Origin of the sequence: Bacillus sp. FJAT-49711 (genome assembly GCF_018343715.1) — a bacterium.
Taxonomy (GTDB): Bacteria; Bacillota; Bacilli; order Bacillales; family Bacillaceae_C; genus Lederbergia.
The window spans coordinates 105,158-125,403 of record NZ_JAGYPL010000004.1 but is presented as its reverse complement, the minus strand read 5'-3'; the positions used below and the strand labels follow the sequence as shown (position 1 = coordinate 125,403).

General features: G+C 34.6%; 17 protein-coding genes. 15 read left to right on the top strand and 2 right to left on the bottom strand.

Features of this window, described 5'->3' with window-relative positions:
- Positions 1-224: 224 nt before the first annotated feature.
- From KHA96_RS18225 to KHA96_RS18180, 10 genes are all read left to right on the top strand, one after another.
- On the top strand, positions 225-1,076 hold the full coding sequence (locus KHA96_RS18225) for a YihY/virulence factor BrkB family protein (RefSeq protein WP_213130762.1): 852 nt from the start codon (positions 225-227) through the stop codon (positions 1,074-1,076).
- Positions 1,077-1,292: 216 nt separating this feature from the next.
- Positions 1,293-2,348 carry a calcium/proton exchanger gene (gene cax / locus KHA96_RS18220; RefSeq protein ID WP_213130761.1) on the top strand — a complete coding sequence of 352 codons (1,056 nt, stop codon included), beginning with the start codon at positions 1,293-1,295 and terminating at the stop codon, positions 2,346-2,348.
- A 63-nt stretch (positions 2,349-2,411) separates the two neighbouring features.
- The gene (locus KHA96_RS18215) at positions 2,412-3,209 is read left to right on the top strand and encodes a YfkD famly protein (protein ID WP_213130760.1); all 798 of its coding nucleotides are present in this window, start codon (positions 2,412-2,414) and stop codon (positions 3,207-3,209) included.
- Between the two features lie 157 nt (positions 3,210-3,366).
- Positions 3,367-4,131 (top strand): delta-lactam-biosynthetic de-N-acetylase, encoded by a 765-nt coding sequence (gene pdaA, locus KHA96_RS18210; RefSeq protein ID WP_481748255.1) that lies wholly within the window; start codon positions 3,367-3,369, stop codon positions 4,129-4,131.
- Between the two features lie 369 nt (positions 4,132-4,500).
- Positions 4,501-5,391: a DNA-3-methyladenine glycosylase family protein gene (locus tag KHA96_RS18205; protein ID WP_213130758.1), complete on the top strand. Its 891-nt coding sequence runs from the start codon at positions 4,501-4,503 to the stop codon at positions 5,389-5,391.
- A gap of 8 nt (positions 5,392-5,399) precedes the next feature.
- Positions 5,400-6,773, top strand: coding sequence for a 23S rRNA (uracil(1939)-C(5))-methyltransferase RlmD (gene rlmD, locus KHA96_RS18200; protein WP_213131086.1), 1,374 nt, complete (start codon positions 5,400-5,402; stop codon positions 6,771-6,773).
- Positions 6,774-7,225: 452 nt separating this feature from the next.
- Entirely contained in the window at positions 7,226-8,485 is a 1,260-nt protein-coding gene (locus tag KHA96_RS18195) for a recombinase family protein (RefSeq protein ID WP_213130757.1), read from the top strand.
- Positions 8,486-8,701: 216 nt separating this feature from the next.
- On the top strand, positions 8,702-10,183 hold the full coding sequence (locus tag KHA96_RS18190; RefSeq protein ID WP_150930342.1) for a spore germination protein: 1,482 nt from the start codon (positions 8,702-8,704) through the stop codon (positions 10,181-10,183).
- An 8-nt stretch (positions 10,184-10,191) separates the two neighbouring features.
- A complete protein-coding gene (locus KHA96_RS18185; protein ID WP_213130756.1) occupies positions 10,192-11,286 on the top strand; it encodes a GerAB/ArcD/ProY family transporter in 1,095 nt (364 codons plus the stop codon).
- Between the two features lie 4 nt (positions 11,287-11,290).
- Positions 11,291-12,421, top strand: a complete 1,131-nt coding sequence (locus tag KHA96_RS18180) for a Ger(x)C family spore germination protein (protein WP_213130755.1) — start codon at positions 11,291-11,293, stop codon at positions 12,419-12,421.
- 239 nt (positions 12,422-12,660) lie between these two features.
- Here KHA96_RS18180 and KHA96_RS23145 read toward each other — a convergent pair whose 3' ends face one another.
- Positions 12,661-12,900, bottom strand: coding sequence for a hypothetical protein (locus tag KHA96_RS23145; RefSeq protein ID WP_249315734.1), 240 nt, complete (start codon positions 12,898-12,900; stop codon positions 12,661-12,663).
- 523 nt (positions 12,901-13,423) lie between these two features.
- On the opposite strand from KHA96_RS23145, the gene KHA96_RS18170 reads away from it, so the two are divergent.
- Complete coding sequence (locus tag KHA96_RS18170) at positions 13,424-13,867, top strand: hypothetical protein (RefSeq protein WP_197414482.1); 444 nt, start codon at positions 13,424-13,426, stop codon at positions 13,865-13,867.
- A 575-nt stretch (positions 13,868-14,442) separates the two neighbouring features.
- On the opposite strand, the gene KHA96_RS23140 is transcribed toward KHA96_RS18170, so the two are convergent.
- Complete coding sequence (locus KHA96_RS23140) at positions 14,443-14,622, bottom strand: recombinase zinc ribbon domain-containing protein (RefSeq protein ID WP_349305812.1); 180 nt, start codon at positions 14,620-14,622, stop codon at positions 14,443-14,445.
- A gap of 289 nt (positions 14,623-14,911) precedes the next feature.
- On the opposite strand from KHA96_RS23140, the gene KHA96_RS18160 reads away from it, so the two are divergent.
- The 4 genes from KHA96_RS18160 (at position 14,912) to ileS (ending at position 20,149) form a co-directional block, all read left to right on the top strand.
- Positions 14,912-15,274 carry a PadR family transcriptional regulator gene (locus tag KHA96_RS18160; RefSeq protein ID WP_213130754.1) on the top strand — a complete coding sequence of 121 codons (363 nt, stop codon included), beginning with the start codon at positions 14,912-14,914 and terminating at the stop codon, positions 15,272-15,274.
- Positions 15,235-15,993, top strand: a complete 759-nt coding sequence (locus KHA96_RS18155) for a VanZ family protein (protein ID WP_213130753.1) — start codon at positions 15,235-15,237, stop codon at positions 15,991-15,993. The genes KHA96_RS18160 and KHA96_RS18155 overlap by 40 nt, the downstream gene beginning before the upstream one ends.
- A gap of 63 nt (positions 15,994-16,056) precedes the next feature.
- Positions 16,057-16,554 (top strand): VanZ family protein, encoded by a 498-nt coding sequence (locus tag KHA96_RS18150; protein ID WP_213130752.1) that lies wholly within the window; start codon positions 16,057-16,059, stop codon positions 16,552-16,554.
- A 508-nt stretch (positions 16,555-17,062) separates the two neighbouring features.
- Positions 17,063-20,149, top strand: a complete 3,087-nt coding sequence (gene ileS / locus KHA96_RS18145; RefSeq protein WP_249315733.1) for an isoleucine--tRNA ligase — start codon at positions 17,063-17,065, stop codon at positions 20,147-20,149.
- The last annotated feature ends 97 nt before the right edge of the window (positions 20,150-20,246 follow it).

Genomic DNA, 20,246 nt, shown 5'->3' with positions numbered 1-20,246 from the left:
CAAGAAGCTTTATTCAAATTACTAATTTTGAACTATAGGTTGTGTAGTCTAGCTCTAGCGTCTTCCACTTATTTAGAACATAGTGCCTACTTTATCACTTGTTGCAGTCCCGAAATTTATTCGACAATGAGCAATGAGCTTTGCTTTTCTTTTTATTCATGTTTTATAGCTGCCAAGAAAGGTAAAACATATATCAAGCTTGACTAACATATTGAGGTGTTATTATGGGGAAGACACGATTAAAAATTAGAAAAGAAAAGAATCACTTGCTAAAATTCACGAAAGTTTTGATTAAAAAAATAATGGATAATGATGTTGCTGGTATGGCTGCACAATTAGCCTATTTCTTTTTACTGTCTCTATTTCCATTATTATTTTTTATTGTCTCACTGCTTCCTTTTACTCCTTTAACTCAACAAGATATTTTTAACTTAATAAAAGATATAGCTCCAGCTGAAACCATTGCAATGATTGAAAAGACTCTTAATGAAGTGATGCAAAACCGTAGTGGTGGTCTCTTGACCGTTGGTATTATAGGGACCCTGTGGTCTGCCTCAAATGGAATGAATGCCTTAATGAAATCATTGAATCGGGCTTATGAAGTAAAAGAAAAACGTCCATTTTTTGTTACAAGATCTCTCGCAATTGTTTTTACTATTGCAATGATTTTCGTCTTTATTCTTGCCTTGTTACTACCTGTCTTTGGAAAACAAATAGGAATATTCCTTTTTTCAACATTTGGCTATTCGGATATGTTCTTAAACATTTGGGGTGTCATCCGATGGGCACTAAGTCCAGTCATATTATTTATCGTATTTTTAGCTATTTACTATTTAGCCCCAAGCATAAAAATAAAATGTATTACAGCGGTTCCGGGAGCCATTTTCTCGAGTATTGGTTGGATTATTGTCTCATTAGGTTTTTCTTTTTATGTTTCTCATTTCGGAAATTATACTTCTACGTATGGAAGTATTGGAGGAATCGTTATATTAATGTTGTGGTTTTATATTTCGGCGATCATTATTATGGTGGGTGGAGAAATCAATTCACTATTTCCTAAAAAGGATGACTGTTAATATTACTTAGTGTGTGTAGTTTGTAAAAGCCAGCTTATATGCTTAATTAGTGAGTTGTGCGGTTCTTATAAAAATTGAAGCTCTTTTCTCATTCAAAATCTAATATTCCTTTAATTCGAATTAGCAAAAAGAGCCTGTATCATGAAGAATTTTAATGAAAAATTCCTACCGAAGTAGGCAATACTAGTGGGCAAGATGTGGAGAGGATTTGAGTGAATGAATAAAATATTTATGATCGTTATTGTAATAGGCTTTCCTTTAGTTGTTATAGGATCTTTATTACATTTTCCAAGTGTTCTCATGTTCATTATATCCTGCTTAACTATCATCAGCCTTGCCAGTGTCATGGGAAGAGCGACAGAAAGCTTGACGATTGTGGCAGGTCCGCGGATTGGCGGGTTATTGAATGCCACTTTTGGAAACGCTGTTGAGTTAATTATTTCAATTTTTGCATTAAAGGCGGGACTCATTAGTATCGTGCTTGCTTCATTAACAGGGTCCGTAATTGGAAACCTTTTACTTGTAGCGGGTTTATCATTTTTTCTTGGCGGTTTGAAATTTAAACGCCAAAACTTTAATGTTTTCGATGCGAGACATAACTCAGGCTTACTTATGTTTGCGGTTATTGTTGCCTTTATTATTCCCGAAATGTTTACAAGAGGTATGGATGAGACTAAAACCATATCGTTGAGTATCGGTGTATCTATAATTATGATGATCCTTTACATAGCTGCCCTGTATTTCAAATTAGTCACACATAGGGGTGTCTATAATACGAAGGAATCAGAAGAAAATATAGAACACGAGGAACCAGAATGGAAAATAGGCAAGGCCACTATCATTTTGGGACTAGCCACATTAGCGGTTGCTTATACTTCAGAAAAACTTGTTCATACGTTTCATGAAGTAGGAGAAAAATTTGGTTGGAGTGAGCTGTTCATAGGAGTAATCATAGTCGCGATAGTTGGAAATGCAGCAGAACACGCATCAGCTATTTTAATGGCATTCAAAGACAAAATGGATGTGGCAGTAGAAATTGCAGTAGGATCTACTCTCCAAATTGCTATGTTTGTTGCTCCTATTCTTGTGCTTGTATCGTTGTTTTTTCCAGTTTCCATGCCTCTCGTTTTCACCATACCTGAAATAGTGGCGATGGTAACTTCTGTTTTATTAACAATTGTGATTGTAAATGATGGGGAATCGAACTGGTTTGAAGGGGCGACCTTGCTTGCAGCATATTTTATTATGGGAATCGGCTTTTATTTACTCTAATGTTGGATAAACAGATTGCTTTCGGAAAAACATAAAGGTAAATAATGAAAGGAGTTTGCCTTTATGAAATATAATCGCTATGGATTGCAGTTAATGCTCATTTTACTTTTAATTGTAGCAGGACCTGCCGACTTTACATTTGCTAAAGAGCAATCGAAAGGTTCTTTTCAATTGCCATCATCTGTAATAAATATAGCAAAGGAAAATACGATTCCAAATGAAATGGAAGACTTAATCTATTTAAAGCCAAGCAATTTTACGAAAGAATTGTTTAAGTCATCGAACGAAGCAATCGAGAACCCTAATTTAATTCGTATCTTAAATGAATCCTCCATTAACAAGTCGCCACTTTCCATTGGGGTGCGCGCAACGATTTTTATGGGGGAATGGCCATTAAATTACAAATCACATGAAACGCTTCCGAATTGGCAATACCAAAAAATCAATACGAATGTTTATGATAATACAGTAGGGAAAATAAACCACCAAATCAATTATGTACAGCAAGCTCAAAAGAGGATTAAAGGTGGATTAACAGGCAGAGTTCCTCATCCAGAGGATGTTCAAAAAATGATCCTAATTAAAGCGATGGAGAAAACGAATCTTCCTGTCGCTACAGAAACCGTCATTGGCGCTGGTACGAAACACTCTCAATTTTATAATATCCATCCAAAGCGAATTGGATATTTACATGCCTATGTACCTGCCTTGATTGAAAAAGGAGAAGTAACTTACGGGGAAGTGTACTTAGTCATACGAGGAACAAAACGAAAAATCGTCGTCAAAAACGTAACTTCCCAAAAAATCGGGGCTTGGCTCCCCATTCAAGATCATCTATCCTTTTCCTTCACAGCAAATTGAGGGAGAGAATCAAAAGGGACAGAATCAAATGATTTTATTCATTTGATTCTGTCCCTTTTATTGTCAGGCATGAATTTAATGATGTGGAAAAATATATATAAAAAGAGCGAAAGGCGGAAAGAAAATGAAAAAATGGCTACTCCTTTTTCCAGCTATAATGCTTATGTTTTTTCACGCAGCCACTACTAATGCCATATCAAATCAACCGATTCATTGGGGATTTAAAAAGGGATCCAACGAAAAACAAGCGGATGCAGGGGCGCGATATGATGACCTTCTTGATAAATATGGCGCCTTTTACAAAGGAAGTCCAGACGAAAAAATATTATATTTAACATTTGATAATGGCTACGAAAATGGTTATACAGCTAAAATTCTCGATGTTTTAAAAAAAGAAAAAGTTCCAGCTGCCTTTTTTGTGACGGGCCACTACTTAGATAGTGCCCCAGACTTAGCAAAACGAATGGCAAATGAAGGACATATTATTGGCAACCATTCGTGGAGCCATCCAGACATGACGCAAATCAGCGATGAAAAAATAAGGATGGAGCTTAAGAAGGTGAAAGAGGCAACCGAAAAAGTAACAGGACAAACCAATATGCAATATTTACGTCCGCCGCGAGGAATATTAAGTGAACGCACCCTTAAAGTTGCCTTAGATGCCGGCTACGTCCATGTTTTATGGTCATTAGCATTCAAAGACTGGCAAATAAATCAACAAAAAGGATGGAAATATGCCTACGATAATATAATGGCTCAAGTCCATCCGGGTGCAGTTATGCTTTTACACACTGTATCAAAAGATAACGCAGACGCACTCGAAAAAGTAATACAAGATTTAAAAAAGCGTGGCTACGTATTTAAAAGCTTGGACGATTATATGATGAAAGAAAAAGTGAAAAATCCTATTATTGCTCATTGAATTTAGTGAGGGTGCAATTTGTTGATCGAAGCAGCCGTGATGGTGATGTCATCGTGCCCGTGGATGAGGATATTAGACATTAAGGGCATATTGAAGGCTTCAATGTGAAGATTCTTCGCTACGGTCACATTGGTGTTTCATCGTGCCCATGAACGTGAAATATTCGCCAATCAGAGTACATTGCAACTTCCTCATAAAATAATCACTTTCACATTACTTAAAAAGCAAGGATTTAAAATTAATTGATTATAAAAAGTTAAGGTATATATCCTGTTTGAGTTCTGAATTTCTCCTAATTTCCCCATTAGTTAAAAAATTCCTTTCACAATGTTATAATAAGTGAACAGTTATTTATCGGGGGAGATATCAGTGTGGCAAGAAATAATAGAAGTTTCCGGTCCGTATGATTTTGACTTAGCTTTAAATAGACTTGCAATGGATCCGCTAAATATCATGAATCAGAAAGAACGCTCCATAAAGGTTCCGATTTACGCTGCGATTCCTGAAGTAGCAACCATTAAGGCAACTGGAACGACGGATGTGCCAGTGTTTATTGTAAGTGGCCAAAATAGTGGTACAAAAATGAATGTGATTGAAAAGATATCTGATATTTTCCAGTGGAAAACATCATTAAATGATATCCAAACTCATTTTTTAACAACATCCCTAAATAAAATTTTTGAAACTCATCGAGGGACTCCAATCGTATTAGACTTTTCACCTTTTAGAACATTAGTAAAATCCATTATTCATCAACAGGTGAATATGAAATTTGCTATTTCTTTAACAGAAGAGTTCGTTAAAACATTTGGCTACGAAATTAATGGAGTTTATTTTTACCCATCTCCTGAAACAATTGCAAATATAGAAATAGATCAGTTAAGGACATTAAAATTTAGTCAGCGAAAAGCAGAATATGTTATAGGTCTCGCACAACAAATAGTTAATGGCGCAATTAGTTTAGAGAAATTATCAAAGCTTTCAGATGAAGAAATAATGAAAGAATTAATAAAAATACGCGGAATTGGGCCGTGGACAGTTCAATGCTTTCTTCTTTTCGGACTCGGTAGGCCGAATCTTTTTCCCCTTGCTGATATTGGATTACAAAATGCGATTAAAGACCTTTATGGACTTGATCGGAAGCCGACGAAAGATGAGATGTTGGAATACAGTAGTGAATGGCAGCCTTATTTAAGCTATGCCTCACTATATTTATGGAGAAGTATCGAACCGCCTATTAAGGAATTAATTGTAGAATGAGTGATTTTATGAAAAATGAAACGTTGATCAAAGAAAAACAACAATTTCCCCTTACTATAAAACGTCTTGGCATCAATGGGGAAGGCGTTGGGTATTTTAAAAAGAAGGTCGTATTCGTACCTGGCGCGCTTCCGGGAGAAGAAGTTGTTGTGGAAGTCGTAAAAGTCCACCCGAAATTTTCGGAAGCCATCGTAAAAAAGGTCCGAAAACGGTCTCCGTTTAGAATAAAAGCTCCATGCCCTGTATACGAACAGTGCGGGGGCTGCCAACTTCAACATTTGCGCTACGATCAACAATTAAAGGAAAAACGGGATATTTTAATACAAGCTGTGGAAAGACATACTAAATTTGCGATTGAGGCATTAGATATAAGAGAAACAATTGGAATGGAAGACCCCTGGAAATATCGGAATAAAAGTCAATTTCAATTGCGAGAAATGAACGGAAAAGTTGTTGCAGGATTATACAGTATGAATTCACATCGACTCATCAGTGTCCCCGAGTGCATCGTACAGCATCCCGCAACAAATAAAGTAAACAATGCAGTAAAGCAAATCTTCGAAGATTTCCATGTACCTATTTATAATGAGAAAACGAAAAAGGGAATTGTTAAAACAATTGTTACGAGAGTAGGAGTACAAACAGGCCAAGTTCAGGTTGTCATCGTAACGGCAGGCGAGAAGCTGCCTCGTAAGGAGATGATTGCTGCCGAAATCAAAAAACGGCTCCCAGAAGTTGTATCGGTTATGCAAAATATAAATTCGAAACAAACATCTCTCGTCTTCGGCGAAAAAACGCTCAATATTACAGGAAAAGAATTCATAGATGAGAAAATGAATGAATTCACATATGAGCTATCAGCACGTGCATTTTTTCAATTAAATCCCGAGCAGACAGTAAAACTATATGATGAAGTCAAAAAAGCCGCTGCTCTCACTGGAAAGGAAAAAATCGTAGACGCCTATTGCGGCTCTGGAACTATCGGATTATGGCTCGCAGAAGGTGCCTCTGAAATTCGAGGAATGGACGTCATCCCTGAATCAATAGAAGATGCCAAGAAAAATGCCTCTGAGCATGGTGTTAAGAAGGCAAAATATGAAACAGGAAAAGCGGAGGATATTTTACCGAAATGGTTGAAACAAGGATGGCATCCAGACGTAGTGATTGTCGATCCTCCTCGTACTGGCTGTGACCAAAAATTCTTACAAACACTATTAAAAATAAAACCGAAAAAGTTTATTTATGTTTCCTGTAATCCTTCTACATTAGCAAAAGATTTGCAGGCGATCAGCCATATGTATGAAGTGAAATATATTCAGCCTGTTGATATGTTTCCACAGACTGCGCACGTTGAGACAGTTGCGTTGATAGAGTTGAAATAGCTTGGTATCAATAGGTTTAGTGGTTTCTAACTAAATATTGAAGTGTGTTTTATGTTCCCTCGGACTAATAGTTCGGGGGATTTTTTGACCCCAGGGGGTCTACTTTTACGCAGAAAAGAGTGGTAGAGTTTTACGGAAATGGTTTAGCAATTTAGTGGAAGAGGAGCCTTTTTGTAGAAGAGTGAAATAAATATATGGTTTGCAGAATAGTTTCTGCAGGTTTTCGTGTCAAACGATAATATGAAATATAAAAATATTTCATATTATCGTTTGACGAAACAGATTTGCACTTGGTATTGATGATATTGGATCATTAGTGGCTCAAGATTTAACAGGAAGCAAAATTGACAGTAACAATGTAGTCGTGTTGAATAATGATTCTATTAACTTGACTATTTAGGCCTTCAGAGTGATATATGTTAGTACCAAATTGATAGAAAGGAGGACCTCCAATGCGAGTTAGAATCATAGAGCCTACTGTAAAGAAAGAGTCAAAGAAAAGAGTATGTGCATATGCTCGAGTTTCAACTGACCATGAAAAACAAGGTGAGTCTTTAGAAAATCAAATTAGTTATTACGAAAGAATGATCGGGGCAAATCCAGAGTATGAATTTGTTGGGGGGTTTGCAGATCGAGGAATTAGTGGAACTACTGAGAATCGCCCAGAGTTTAAAAGAATGTTAGAGCTCGCAAATCAAGGTGAAATAGACCTTATCATCACTAAATCCATTTCAAGGTTTGCAAGAAATACAACAGTGATGCTACAAACTGTTAGAGAACTTAAAAATATAGGTGTAGAAATAAGATTTGAAAAAGAAAACATTAATACATTAAATGCCAAGGGTGAGGTTTTGTTAAGTATCCTTTCAAGCCTTGCCCAAGATGAAAGTAGATCTATTTCGGAGAACTCTACCTGGGGAATCAGGCGACGGTTTGAACAAGGGAAGGTAGCAGTGAATCATACAAAATTCCTTGGTTATGACAAAGATGAGGATGGAAACCTTATCATTAATGAAAATCAAGCTAAGATAGTTAGAAGGATTTATAAAGACTATCTGGATGGGAAAGGGCCAAATAGGATAGCAAGAGAACTGGAGGAAGAGAATATTCCAAACTGGAACGGCAAAGCCAAATGGTATGAAGGCAGCATAAGGAAGATGCTTAGCAATGAGAAGTATAAAGGGGATGCTCTTCTTCAGAAGACTTATACGGTCGACTTCCTGACGAAAAAGAGAGTACAAAATACCGGACAAATTCCAAGATACTATGTTGAAGAAAGTCATCCTGCAATCATACCAAAAGATATGTGGGAAGCGGTACAGTTAGAGATGGAGAGAAGGCGGGCCTTTGCAGAGAAACATGGGATTGTAAAAGTTGATTATGCTACGATTGAGAATCCTTTTGCAGGAAGAGTTATATGTGGCCATTGTGGCAGCCCATTTGGAAGGAAAGTTTGGAACTCTACAAACGAAACGCTTCGAAGAAAAATATGGAGATGCAACAAAAAATACACCATTAAAGGTAAAAAGAGCTGTGAGAATAAGCATATAGACGATACAACTTTATACCAAGCCTTTATAGATGTATTTAACGCCATACTAGAAAACAAAGATCACTTTTTAAATAAGTGGAGAGAGCAAGTTAGCGACGATCTTCTAAAAAATATAAAACAGAACAGTTTATTGAGCTTTTTAAGGAAGCTACAACATTAAAAGAGTTTGATATAGGTTTGTACTTTAAGCTAATTGAAAAGATGACGGTATTTAAAGGAGAAAAAATAATTGTGACTTTTCTGGACGGTACTGAAGTTGAGCGTCAAATTGACAAATAAGAAAAGGTCTGGAAAACTCTCCAAGCCTATAAAATATTCTGGATAAATTAATTGTTTTTACAGACACTATTAAAAACGGTTGAAGGATAGGTTACGAATGACAGAGCGTCATAATAATGGCAACTTCCCAGGTTATGAAAAAATTAAATCCATTCTTAATGAATCACCCGATTTGATCTGTCGAAAGCTTGAAGTTGGTCAAGAGGGGATTCATATTATTTTTATGAAGAATTTAATTAAGCCAGAGATTCTAAATGAATATGTCATTAAATACATTGAAGAACTTTCTGTAGGAAACTTACATTACACCTATTTAATGAAAAACATACCTATAGGGGAAATAATTGCAAATTTAAACGAACAAGAGGTAATCTCTTCCCTATTAAATGGATTTGCTTATATTTTTTTTTTAGATGAGAAAAAGGCATTCATTGTGAACTGCGCAAATCCCATTGAGCGCTCTATTGAGAAAGCAGAAACAGAATCGTTAGTATATGGACCTAAAATTTCGTTCACTGAATCATTAACTTCTAACGTTAAGATAATCAGACAAAATCTAAAAGATTATAATTTGTGCACGGATGAAATAAAGATTGGGGAACGCGTTCAAAAGCAAGTAAGAATTGTATATATAAAAGATATTGCGAACGATGACACTCTTCAGACACTTAAGGACAGGATTAAACAATTAAAAACAGAAAATGTAATTGACAGTTCCGTTTTGGCTCAATGCCTAGAAGATAATCATTACTCTTTATTTCCTCAATTTATATTAACAGAGCTCCCAGACCGATTCATCTACTCGATTTTAAACGGGCGAATTGGTGTTTTTATAGATGGTAGCCCAGTAGCGATTATAGGTCCTGCTAATTTTTTCTCATTTTTCGAATCAACAGAAGATATCTATTTGAGATGGTCTTTAAGTACATTTATTCGTGTCATCCGATTATTTGCTATGGTAGGTTCTCTTTTTTTAACAGCCATTTATGTGGCTGCCATGACGTATCATTTTGAACTCATACCATCTAAATTGTTATTTATCATTGGACAATCACGTTCACAAGTTCCTTTTCCACCCTTATTAGAAGCACTCTTACTAGAATTTTTAATTGAGTTACTTAGAGAAGCTGGGGCCCGTCTTCCTTCAAAAGTAGGACAAACAATGGGAATTGTTGGAGGTATTGTCATTGGCCAAGCAACGGTTGAGGCAGGGTTAACTAGCAATATTTTAATTATCATTGTTGCATTTAGTGCATTAGGGGCATTTTCGGCTCCTATTTATGAAATGGGCACTGCTGTCAGAATTGCTAGATTTCCAATCATTATTTTAGCAGGTGTTTGGGGGTTAAATGGAATCATTGTCGGTATATGTATTCTAATGGTTCACTTGTTAAAATTAACTTCTTTAAATAAACCTTATCTTGCACCCCTATATCCGCTAAGAATGAAAGATTTACAATATTTTTTAATACGTCTCCCCCACCATTTTTATATGAGGCGACCGGTAGTAAATCGACCAAAAGACTCCATTCGCCTAAAGGAGCGATTAAAAAATATAACAGATTTAGATGAATCTTGAGGTGCAAAATGAAATCAAATATACGTTTTGTTAACGCCTTTATGGCGTTTTATATCATACACACTTCGCAAATCGGTATGGGAATTCTTGGATTTCCAAGAATTATATATCTAGAATCAAAAAAAGATGCTTGGATATCCATTTTGCTATCTGGTTTATTCGTTAGCTTGATTACATGGGTATTGATTTCTATCCTAAAAAAAAATGAAGGTGGTACTCTTTTTGAAATTCATGAACATATATTCGGACGCTTGATTGGTAGTATTTTTAACTTCCTTATTGTCATTTACTTTATTGCCGTCCATTATTCGATTACCATTAGTTTTGTCGAGTTGTCACTAACATGGGGATATGAAGGTGTCTATGAATGGGTCGGGGTATTGGCTTTATTAATAATAACCATTTATGCTGTATCCGGCGGATTTAGAGTAGTGACCGGTGTTTGCTTCTTATCCTTTTTATTGACTATATGGCTGCTATTTGTTGTGTACCAACCACTTCAAACCATAAATCTAACTAGGATTTTACCTATTATTACGACAACTCCTTCAGAAATTATGAAAGGAGTTTTCAAAAGCAGTTATACAATGTTAGGTTTCGAGACATTACTTTTTATTTTTCCATTTATAAAGGAGAAAAATAAACTACAGCTGTTTAGTCAAATAGCAGTCTGGTTTACGACCATCCTTGTTTTAATAACAACTGTTGTTTCTATTTTATTTTTTAGCGCGAATGAATTAGAGAAGAATGTATGGCCTGTTGTCAGCATGATTAGCACGGTCCATTTTCCATTTATTGAGCGCTTTGAATTTGTTGCGGTTCCGTTATGGATTTTAGTTATTTTTCCAAACCTATGTATCACTCTATATATTTCTTCCAAGGGTATTAAACAGATTTTTCATATAAAACAGAAATATGGAATATGGCTCATCTCCATTATCCTTTTTATCTGCAGTTTTTTAATTACGAAAAGAGTAGATAATAATTATTTTTTTGATCAAATTGGCAAAACTGGATTTTTCCTGTGGTTTATCTATCCGATTTTCTTGTATGGAATAACCATTATAAAATCAAAAATCAATACTCGTACCAGACGGAGTTGAAAGAATGAAAAAAATTGTTATTCTGCTGTGTTCTCTTCTTTGTACTGCATGTATGGCCCCTGAAAAAATAATAGAAATGCAAGGGATTTCAACGATTATGGGTTATGACTTGCTTGATGACAATACATACAAAGGCACTATCAGTTTGTTACAATTTGACCGAAAAGAAGAAAGGACCAGTGTAACCCTTTCAGCTGAAGGAACGACTAGTAAACAAATAAGACAAAAACTAGAGGAACAAACAAGCCATAACATTACGTCTGGTCAATTAAGGACCATACTATTTAATAAAAATATGGCAGAAACAGTAGGAATTTCTTCTTTTCTGGATACAATGCAACGAGATAGCAGTATCAGTTCTTTAATCTTTTTGGCCATTACTGATAATGCTGAGGAGACGATTAACAATACAAACTATGAAGAATATTCGGAAATGGGATCCTATATCTATCAACTATTGGAAAAACATGAAAAGAAAGAAATGTTAGTCAACTCCAACTTACATGATTTTTTTACTACACTATATGAAATAGGTATTGATCCTACCCTACCCTTGATTAAAAATGCAAATGGGGTAGCACCTTCTATAGATGGTGTTGCATTATTCAAAGAAGATAAAATTGTAGGATCTATTTCGTTGATTAACACCCTTTACATAAAATTATTCACAAATAATAAGGCATTTTTAGGTGATATAACTGTAGAGATTGCTGCTGAAGAAATAGAGAAAAGGGGTATGGCCGAACTCAGCCTTCCTAAAAGTGATATTTATAAGATTACACTTCAACCAATAAAGTACAAAGGAAACATTGAAATAAAGAACGAAGAATTGGTTCATTTAAATGCAACGATTTCCGTTTCAACATTAGAATTTCAACCCACTACTTCTTTGAAAAATAAAGATGCACTAAACAAAATGGAGCAACTAATTAGTGAAGCCCTAAACAAAGAATTTGGAAAGATACTTGAGGAATTAAAAAATTTACATACGGATCCCATTGGCATTGGAAGAAAAATAAGAAGTGTAAGAAAATATTCCCATTTAACTGAGGAAGATTTAAGACAAAATTTCTCAACACTAAAGATAAAACCAAATATAAAGGTGGAAATTAAGCGAACTGGATCAGTTGAATAACAGGTTTTCTAACGCCACTTAACCACGGCCCAAGTGTTGATTATTCACTGGGTCTTTTTTCTCGCTTGTTGCATGGTACCATTGCAAAAAGGACAGACTACTTCAATTTCTTCATTTTCTTCCAAGTCAAAATGAAATTCTTCTACAACATAATCTGGAAAATCATCTTCTTTTCCGTAATCAATATCATCTAAAATAATAAATTCTATTTCTTCATTTAAGCCGAATGAGATGAGCCTTTAGTTTTCTATTCGGATAAAGCATTTTTCATAAATATCTATTGCTTCAATTTGTAGATTATTTAAATCAATTTTCAACTCATCCTCACGCTCTTCATCTTCTTCACCCAACCAACAAATATAGATTTCACAATAATCACCTTGTGGAAGTAACTCTTTTAGTAGGTTACATAAATAGAGAAAAGTCTTTTTGGATTTTTCGTAGTTATGTGGTGAATGAATCTTTTGAAATTCATTCATTCGCCAAATAGGATGACCATTTTCAGAAACTTCATAAATATAGGGCGTAGTAAAATGCTTCTGCTTAACTACATTACGATTTTCTTCATCTGAAAAAACATAATCAATTTCAACTTCATCCTCTGTATAATATTTATTGAGTTTTAATGCAAAATTTAAACCAAGATAGGTTGCCTCATTTTCATAAACTCCTTGTTATTGGGTGACTTTCATATATTCCCTCATTGTTTATTCAAAGCTTCTTCAAGTAACCTAACCCGTTACTTTAAGTACATATTTTCGCAAAGTCCTCTAAAGATGAAGTTCTTTACTGCGCAGTAATTGTCTATTACGCAATAAGGCATTACGGCATACTTTCCAGCATTACTACCCTATTTGTTTACCTTTGCTGTTAAAGGATATAAGACATTGGGAATAATGGTTGAATTAGTGTCATAAAGTTTTATAATTATAATGGAGTAATGTATTCAAATTATCATGTTTCATTGGACTTTTGCCTTCAAATCTACATGCTGGAGATACAATGAATGCTGCAAAAGAAACATTCAAAAAACTCGATGTTGAAAAACTCTTAGAACTGCAAAAGCAAGGTTTCCAATTATCAAAGAATTTTCATGTCGCATACCGTTCAAGTAATTTATTATGGTTTGAAGGAACACTTTCTTTTGAAGAATATATAAGATTTTGGAAGAAGGAATATTCCAATTTAAAGCAAATTAAGAGAACAGACTTTTCTGATCTATTTAGTGAATTAGAAGACAAGAAGATAATTGTCTCTGAGGATAGAAGTAAAATTAAAGAAAAAATTTTAGACAAGAGATATGATAAGTTAAACATCTGTCCTGGATTCTTAATGAAGTATACATGGAAAGATGAGGATGCAATAAGACTAGATAAGAGTAATATGTTTGATGCTGATTTTAAAGATAAAGTCGAGGCAGCTTTTAGTGTTATTGGTGGAATCTAATTTCACAAGTATTGTTGTTATAAACAGGTTAATAACTAACAAAGTGAGTGTTACGGAAATTTTATTTAGGCCCTCTTGAATTTAGGGGGTACACCATTACGCAAAATCGAATTTACGCGTTTCAGTATCATCATTCTATCAAAACACACGTCGAGTGCTGTGTGTTACTCGAAAAAAAATAGAAGATATGTATGAGTTTGAGAATCGGTAAAAGATTCTCGGACTTCTGTCTTCTTTAATTTCAATACGTTCTATGAATTTGTGTAAGGATAAAGGTGTAAGTGTTGGATTTGCAATAAAATCTTCTAATTCTTTGTTCATGCCATCAATGTTAAAAGAGATGAGCCTTCATATAATGCTTCTTCGATTGACTGCTTTATTGTGGTTATTTCTGTTAATCCTTTGGTTGTTATCTTCAATTAACTATTGATATTCTTCAAGGCTTATCTCTTTTCTTACTTTAATCCGCAGAGCGTTCCTCAAAGCCTCCAATTCCTTTTCAATCGTTGATAATTGTGCTTTATCCAATGATTATTCTATTGACCTCTTTTTCAAGAATGAATATAAAATTGTCTTCAATGAGGCGTTGAAATAGGCTTTTTATTTCTAACGTTAGTAAAATCCATTAATTCTGTTTCTTTAAAGTGTTGGTTAGTACATAGAAAGCCTTTACGCCTATTATCGTTGCCACATACATATCCCTTCCGCGTGGCTTTGTAGTGAATGCTTCTACCACAAGCGGCACAGAAAGCTATATTGGTAAATAAATGTTTTTTAGCGTATGGGTCTCTATATATCCTTTTTACGACATCAACTGTAAAGTCATTTTGAACAATTAATTTCCCATTTACGACATGTTAGCCAAACTGGGAGATTGAACCTTTAAAATTCCCTTGCTGTGCGGAGGTTCGAAGGAACACGTTTGCGGAGGATGTTTGTTTTTTATTTTATAAAAAAAGTGGATAGAATTTTTTATACATTGTAATGCGATGTATTATAGTGTTACGATGTAAATATGATTAGTTTTGAAAGCGAGGTTTAGTCATGGACAAGGAGATAATGAAAGGAAGTATTGATATTCTCCTTTTATCATTGGTAAATAAAAGGGATATGTATGGTTATGAAATTGTAAAGACCTTAAAAGAAAATAGTAATGAACTATATAACATGAGTGAAGGAACGTTATATCCCGCCTTGAAGCGGTTAGAAAATAAAGAATGGCTTGAATCATACTGGGGGAATTCAGAGAGTGGTGGAAGAAGGAAATACTATACGATTACACAAGATGGAAAGCAAGAATTAGATAAGAAATTAAAAGAATGGAAACAAATTAGCAATTTAATTAAAGTATGTTCGGAGGGAGTCGCTTGGATAAAAAAATCGAAACCTATATTGATAAAATTGTGACCCATTTATATTGTGACGAGGAAGAAAAAAGAGGAATAATGGATGAAATGAGAGATCATCTTCATTTATTGAAGAATGAATACTTAGATGAAGGTTTTACTGAGGAAGAAGCAACACAAAAGGCATTAGAAAGTTTTGGGGAACAAAAACAATTAACAATAGCTTTACAAGAGTCATTGTTTCCATTCCATAAGGTAACATGGATTTTATTTGGTTTATACTCCTTTTTCGTTTTATATATGTTACTATTTCGAAGAATTATCATACGTATTATGGATTCTGTATACGGATATGAATGGAACCGATATGTTTTTACCTCATCAAATTCAGAGGGATACTTTAATATAGAATTCTTGAAGCAAAATTCAAATATTGTTCCGTTTAAAAATACGATTGAATACATAACTGGATCTGAACGTTTTAATATGGACATAATCATCAATAACACATTAGGTAACATTTTAATTTTCCTGCCATTGGGAATTCTCCTTCCTTTGCTATTTAAAAGATACAGCAGGTTTTTGAAGGTAATTGTTGCTTCAATTGTTATCAGCTTTACAATCGAAACATTACAGATCGTTTTAAAGCTTGGGCAATTTGATATTGATGATGTCATTCTGAATACTATTGGGAGTATTCTTGGTTTCTTCTTTTTAAAGATCATAAAAAGTGTCATCATTCTACCAAAAGAAAGTGTCATCCGAAGAATCAAAAATTGATTCTTTTGGAAGTCCATTTTGGAGAGAAGTTATAGAAAGATTAAAAACGGGGAGTTAGCGTATATGAAAATTGTAATGAAAGTAGGATTAACATTTGCATTATGCTTTTATTTGTTAATCCTTTCAAAATTAATTCTGTTCAAATACCTTACTACTCCAGACATCATCGGTCATTTTACATTCAGCTACGAGGGCCTGTACTGGAATAGCCACAATTTTATTCCATTTAAGACGATTACGTATTATTTGTTTTTGGCGAATGATATAAATTTCAATATACGGGTTGAAAATCTAACTGGAAATATTATTGGGTTTGTTCCATTTGGATTTATTCTTCCGTTATTGTCTAGCAAGTTTCATAGTTTTAAAAAGGTTATGATTGCAACTTTTTGTTTAAGTTTGACATTCGAACTGCTTCAACTCATTTTTAGATTTGGAAGTTTTGATGTCGATGATTTGATTTTAAATACCATTGGCGGAATGATAGGGTATATACCGATTAAACTTGTGAGCGTGTATATAAAACATAGACGGGTAGAACAAAAGAGTGTAATGGATTAAATTTGAAGGTTAAAATGAATTACACTACTCTTCCTGCGGTTTGTCTACAGATAGCACTCTACGCAAGTAGAAATAGTTGCTCAATTAATGTTAAAATTGTCTAATTAAAATAAACATTTCCGATTTATGAGATTTTGTCTAAAAATCATATTTGACTTATGAATTACTTTTTGTTAATGTTAAGGAAATTTTATACAGAATTCTATGACGAGAAAGAGTAGTTATGCTTATCTTATCTACAGAGAGTTGACAAATGCTGAAAGTCAACGTTAAGACCATAATGAAAATCCTCTCCGAGAAGCAAAGTTGAAAGTACATTAAACTTTGACGGCATTCTACCGATACCTAGGACACGTATGATAGTACGTAGTGTGATATTAACTGATGAAAACCAACCACTACTGTGGTTTTTTTTATTTCGTTGATTGAAGGTTTTATACTGATATAAACTCGACCCTGCGTAAATGTAGGGTCGAGTTTTTTTATAAAAATGAGAAATGAGGTGTGGATGTTGAAGGAATCAACGGTTGAAAGAGAAGTAAGAGTTCGTAAAAAGTGGGAAGAAGATGAGACTTTTCAACGTTCAATATTTAATCGAGAAGGCAGAGAGACCTATATTTTTTATGAAGGGCCGCCAACAGCAAATGGTTTACCACATGCAGGTCATGCTCTTGGAAGAACAATCAAGGACTTTGTAGCAAGATATAAAACAATGTCAGGCTATCAAGTTTTAAGAAAAGCTGGATGGGACACACATGGACTACCTGTGGAGTTGGAAGTTGAAAAACAGTTAAATATTCGTGGTAAGGATCAAATTGAAGAATACGGAATTGAAAATTTCATTCAAAAATGTAAAGAAAGTGTTTTTGCATATGAAAATGAGTGGAAACAATTCACCAAAGCTCTTGGTTACTGGGTTGATATGGAAGATCCGTATATAACATTAAATAACGATTATATTGAGTCTGTCTGGAATATCCTATCAACAATTCATAATAAAGGTTATTTATATAAAGGGCATCGAGTTGTTCCTTATTGCCCTCAATGCGAAACTTCACTTAGTTCACATGAGGTGGCACAGGGATATAAAGATGTAATAGATTTATCCGTTACTGCTAAATTCCTACTAAAAGGAACTGAAAATGAATACCTCTTAGGGTGGACGACTACACCTTGGACTTTGCCATCTAATGTAGCCGTGGCCGTTAATCCCAATATGAATTATGTACGAGTAAAGCAAGACTCTGAAATATTCATACTTGCTGAATCATTGGCTTCAAAAGTAATGAAAGAAAAGTATGAAACGGTTGAGGTGATAAAAGGTCAAGATTTAATTGGACTTTCTTATGAACCGCCTTTTAATTATGTCACTGTTGCCAATGGTCATAAAGTTCTTGGAGCAGATTTTGTAACAGAGACAAGTGGAACAGGAATTGTACATTTAGCACCTGCCCATGGAGAAGATGATTACAAAGCGATCCAGGATCATCAGTTTGATTTCGTTAATGTTGTAGATGCAAAAGGTCGCTACATGGACTATATTACTCCACTTGCAGGACAATTTGTAAAAGACTGTGACGTAGAAATAATAAAAATGCTATCAAAACAAAACCTATTATTTGATAAACAAAAATATGAACATAGTTACCCACACTGTTGGAGATGTGACAGCCCCTTACTCTATTATGCAATGAAGGGGTGGTTCATTAAGACTACTGCGGTAAAAGAGCAAATGCAATTAAACAATCAAGGAGTTCAATGGTTCCCGAATCATATGAGGGATGGAAGGTTTGGAAACTTTTTGGATAATATGGTTGACTGGAATATTGGCAGAAACAGATATTGGGGAACCCCTCTAAATGTATGGATTTGTAAAGAATGTGGTGAAGAAGCAGCACCAAGTTCAATTAAAGAATTAATAAAACTTTCTGTAGATGAATTACCAGAAGATATCGACCTGCATAAACCATATGTAGATAAAGTTCAATTATCTTGTACTTGTGGTGGTAAGATGGAAAGGACGAGTGAAGTTATTGATGTATGGTTTGATAGTGGTTCGATGCCATTTGCTCAGTATCATTATCCTTTTGAAAATAAAGAAACATTTCAGAAGCAATTTCCTGCTGATGTAGTAATTGAAGGGGTAGACCAAACAAGAGGATGGTTTTACAGCTTATTAGCTGTTTCTACTCTGTTTACAGGACAGTCGCCCTATAAGCGTGTCCTTTCTTTAGGGCATATCCTAGATGAAAATGGGCAAAAGATGTCAAAAAGTAAGGGAAATGCTTTAAACCCAACTGAGCTAATAAATGAGTTTGGTGCTGATTCCCTAAGGTGGGCTTTGTTAGCTGACAGTTCTCCATGGAACAATAAACGCTTTTCTAAAAAGACTGTCAGCCAGGCAAAGTCTAAGGTTATCGACACACTCTTAAACGTTCACTCATTTTACTCTATGTATGCAGAAATCGATCAGTTTAATCCTCATAATGATTTGGGTGGTACGTATACGACTCTAGATAAATGGATTCTATCTCGCCTTAATACTGTTATTAGGGAAGTTACCCAAAGTTTAGATGATTATGACATAACAAGAGGAGCTAGATTCATCTCATCATTTATTGATGAACTAAGTAATTGGTATGTAAGACGTTCGAGACAACGTTTTTGGAGCAGTGGAATGACGGATGATAAAAGGTCAGCGTTTAGCACTTTGTATGAGGTATTGAAGAAGCTGTCACAGCTCATGGCTCCTTATACACCTTTCATCACAGAGGACATTTACTCAAGCTTAGTGAAAGAAAGTGTTCATTTATCTGACTATCCTCAATCTGATGAAACTCTTATTGATGAAAAATTAGAAAAAGATATGGATGCCGTCTTACAAATAATTGAGTTAACCAGATCCCTTAGGAATACGGTTGGTATAAAAACTAAACAACCATTAGCTCAATTACTCGTGATCCCGACAGAAGATCTCTCACTAACTCAATTAGAAAAGTATTCGCCTATTATTAAAGATGAAATGAATATTAAAGAAGTTAAATTTAAAAAAGATTATCAAGATTTGATACAACTTGATTTCAAATTAAATTTTTCTATAGTCGGACCAAAGTTGGGGAAATCCGTGGGCGAAGTTAAAAATAAAGTGGATAAATTAGATGATACAGAAAAGGGAAAATTGGTTAAAGAAAAAGAAATACAGTTCTCGTTAAATTCAGGTGAAACAATCGCTCTTAATATAAATGACATAATTATTGAGAAAAAAGGAAGAGATGCCTTTGAATTTCTGGAAGGAAGTAAATTCATAACCCTTTTAGATACTAATTTGACACAAGAATTAAAAGAGGAAGGATTAGTTAGAGAATTTGTTCGAGCTGTTCAGACATATCGGAAGGAATTATTTCTCCCAGTTGATTTAAGGGTAGATCTTTATGTTCAGACTGATATACAATTTCAAAAAGTATTGAATAAATTTTATGACTTAGTCCAAAAAAATCTTATCCTAAATGCAATTCATTTTGAGAGTAAACCAAGTATGAGAAGTTTCAAAGTAGAAGGAAATGAAGTTCAATTGTACATTGAATCTAGCGATTAGCCGATATGATACAAGACATCTTCTCGATTTCCGCGCTTAAATATCGTTTTCTACTGTCAAATAGACAGGGAGGAAATTGCACAGAAGGACACCATCT

Bases quoted from the DNA above. Each gene is read 5' to 3' on its own strand.
- KHA96_RS18225 (WP_213130762.1), top strand. From the start codon at position 225: ATGGGGAAGACACGATTAAAAATTAGAAAAGAAAAGAATCACTTGCTA.
- cax (WP_213130761.1), top strand. From the start codon at position 1,293: ATGAATAAAATATTTATGATCGTTATTGTAATAGGCTTTCCTTTAGTT.
- KHA96_RS18215 (WP_213130760.1), top strand. From the start codon at position 2,412: ATGAAATATAATCGCTATGGATTGCAGTTAATGCTCATTTTACTTTTA.
- pdaA (WP_481748255.1), top strand. From the start codon at position 3,367: ATGCTTATGTTTTTTCACGCAGCCACTACTAATGCCATATCAAATCAA.
- rlmD (WP_213131086.1), top strand. From the start codon at position 5,400: ATGAAAAATGAAACGTTGATCAAAGAAAAACAACAATTTCCCCTTACT.
- KHA96_RS18195 (WP_213130757.1), top strand. From the start codon at position 7,226: ATGCGAGTTAGAATCATAGAGCCTACTGTAAAGAAAGAGTCAAAGAAA.
- KHA96_RS18190 (WP_150930342.1), top strand. From the start codon at position 8,702: ATGACAGAGCGTCATAATAATGGCAACTTCCCAGGTTATGAAAAAATT.
- KHA96_RS18185 (WP_213130756.1), top strand. From the start codon at position 10,192: ATGAAATCAAATATACGTTTTGTTAACGCCTTTATGGCGTTTTATATC.
- KHA96_RS18180 (WP_213130755.1), top strand. From the start codon at position 11,291: ATGAAAAAAATTGTTATTCTGCTGTGTTCTCTTCTTTGTACTGCATGT.
- KHA96_RS23145 (WP_249315734.1), bottom strand. From the start codon at position 12,900: ATGAATGAATTTCAAAAGATTCATTCACCACATAACTACGAAAAATCC.
- KHA96_RS18170 (WP_197414482.1), top strand. From the start codon at position 13,424: ATGAATGCTGCAAAAGAAACATTCAAAAAACTCGATGTTGAAAAACTC.
- KHA96_RS18160 (WP_213130754.1), top strand. From the start codon at position 14,912: ATGGACAAGGAGATAATGAAAGGAAGTATTGATATTCTCCTTTTATCA.
- KHA96_RS18150 (WP_213130752.1), top strand. From the start codon at position 16,057: ATGAAAATTGTAATGAAAGTAGGATTAACATTTGCATTATGCTTTTAT.
- ileS (WP_249315733.1), top strand. From the start codon at position 17,063: ATGTTGAAGGAATCAACGGTTGAAAGAGAAGTAAGAGTTCGTAAAAAG.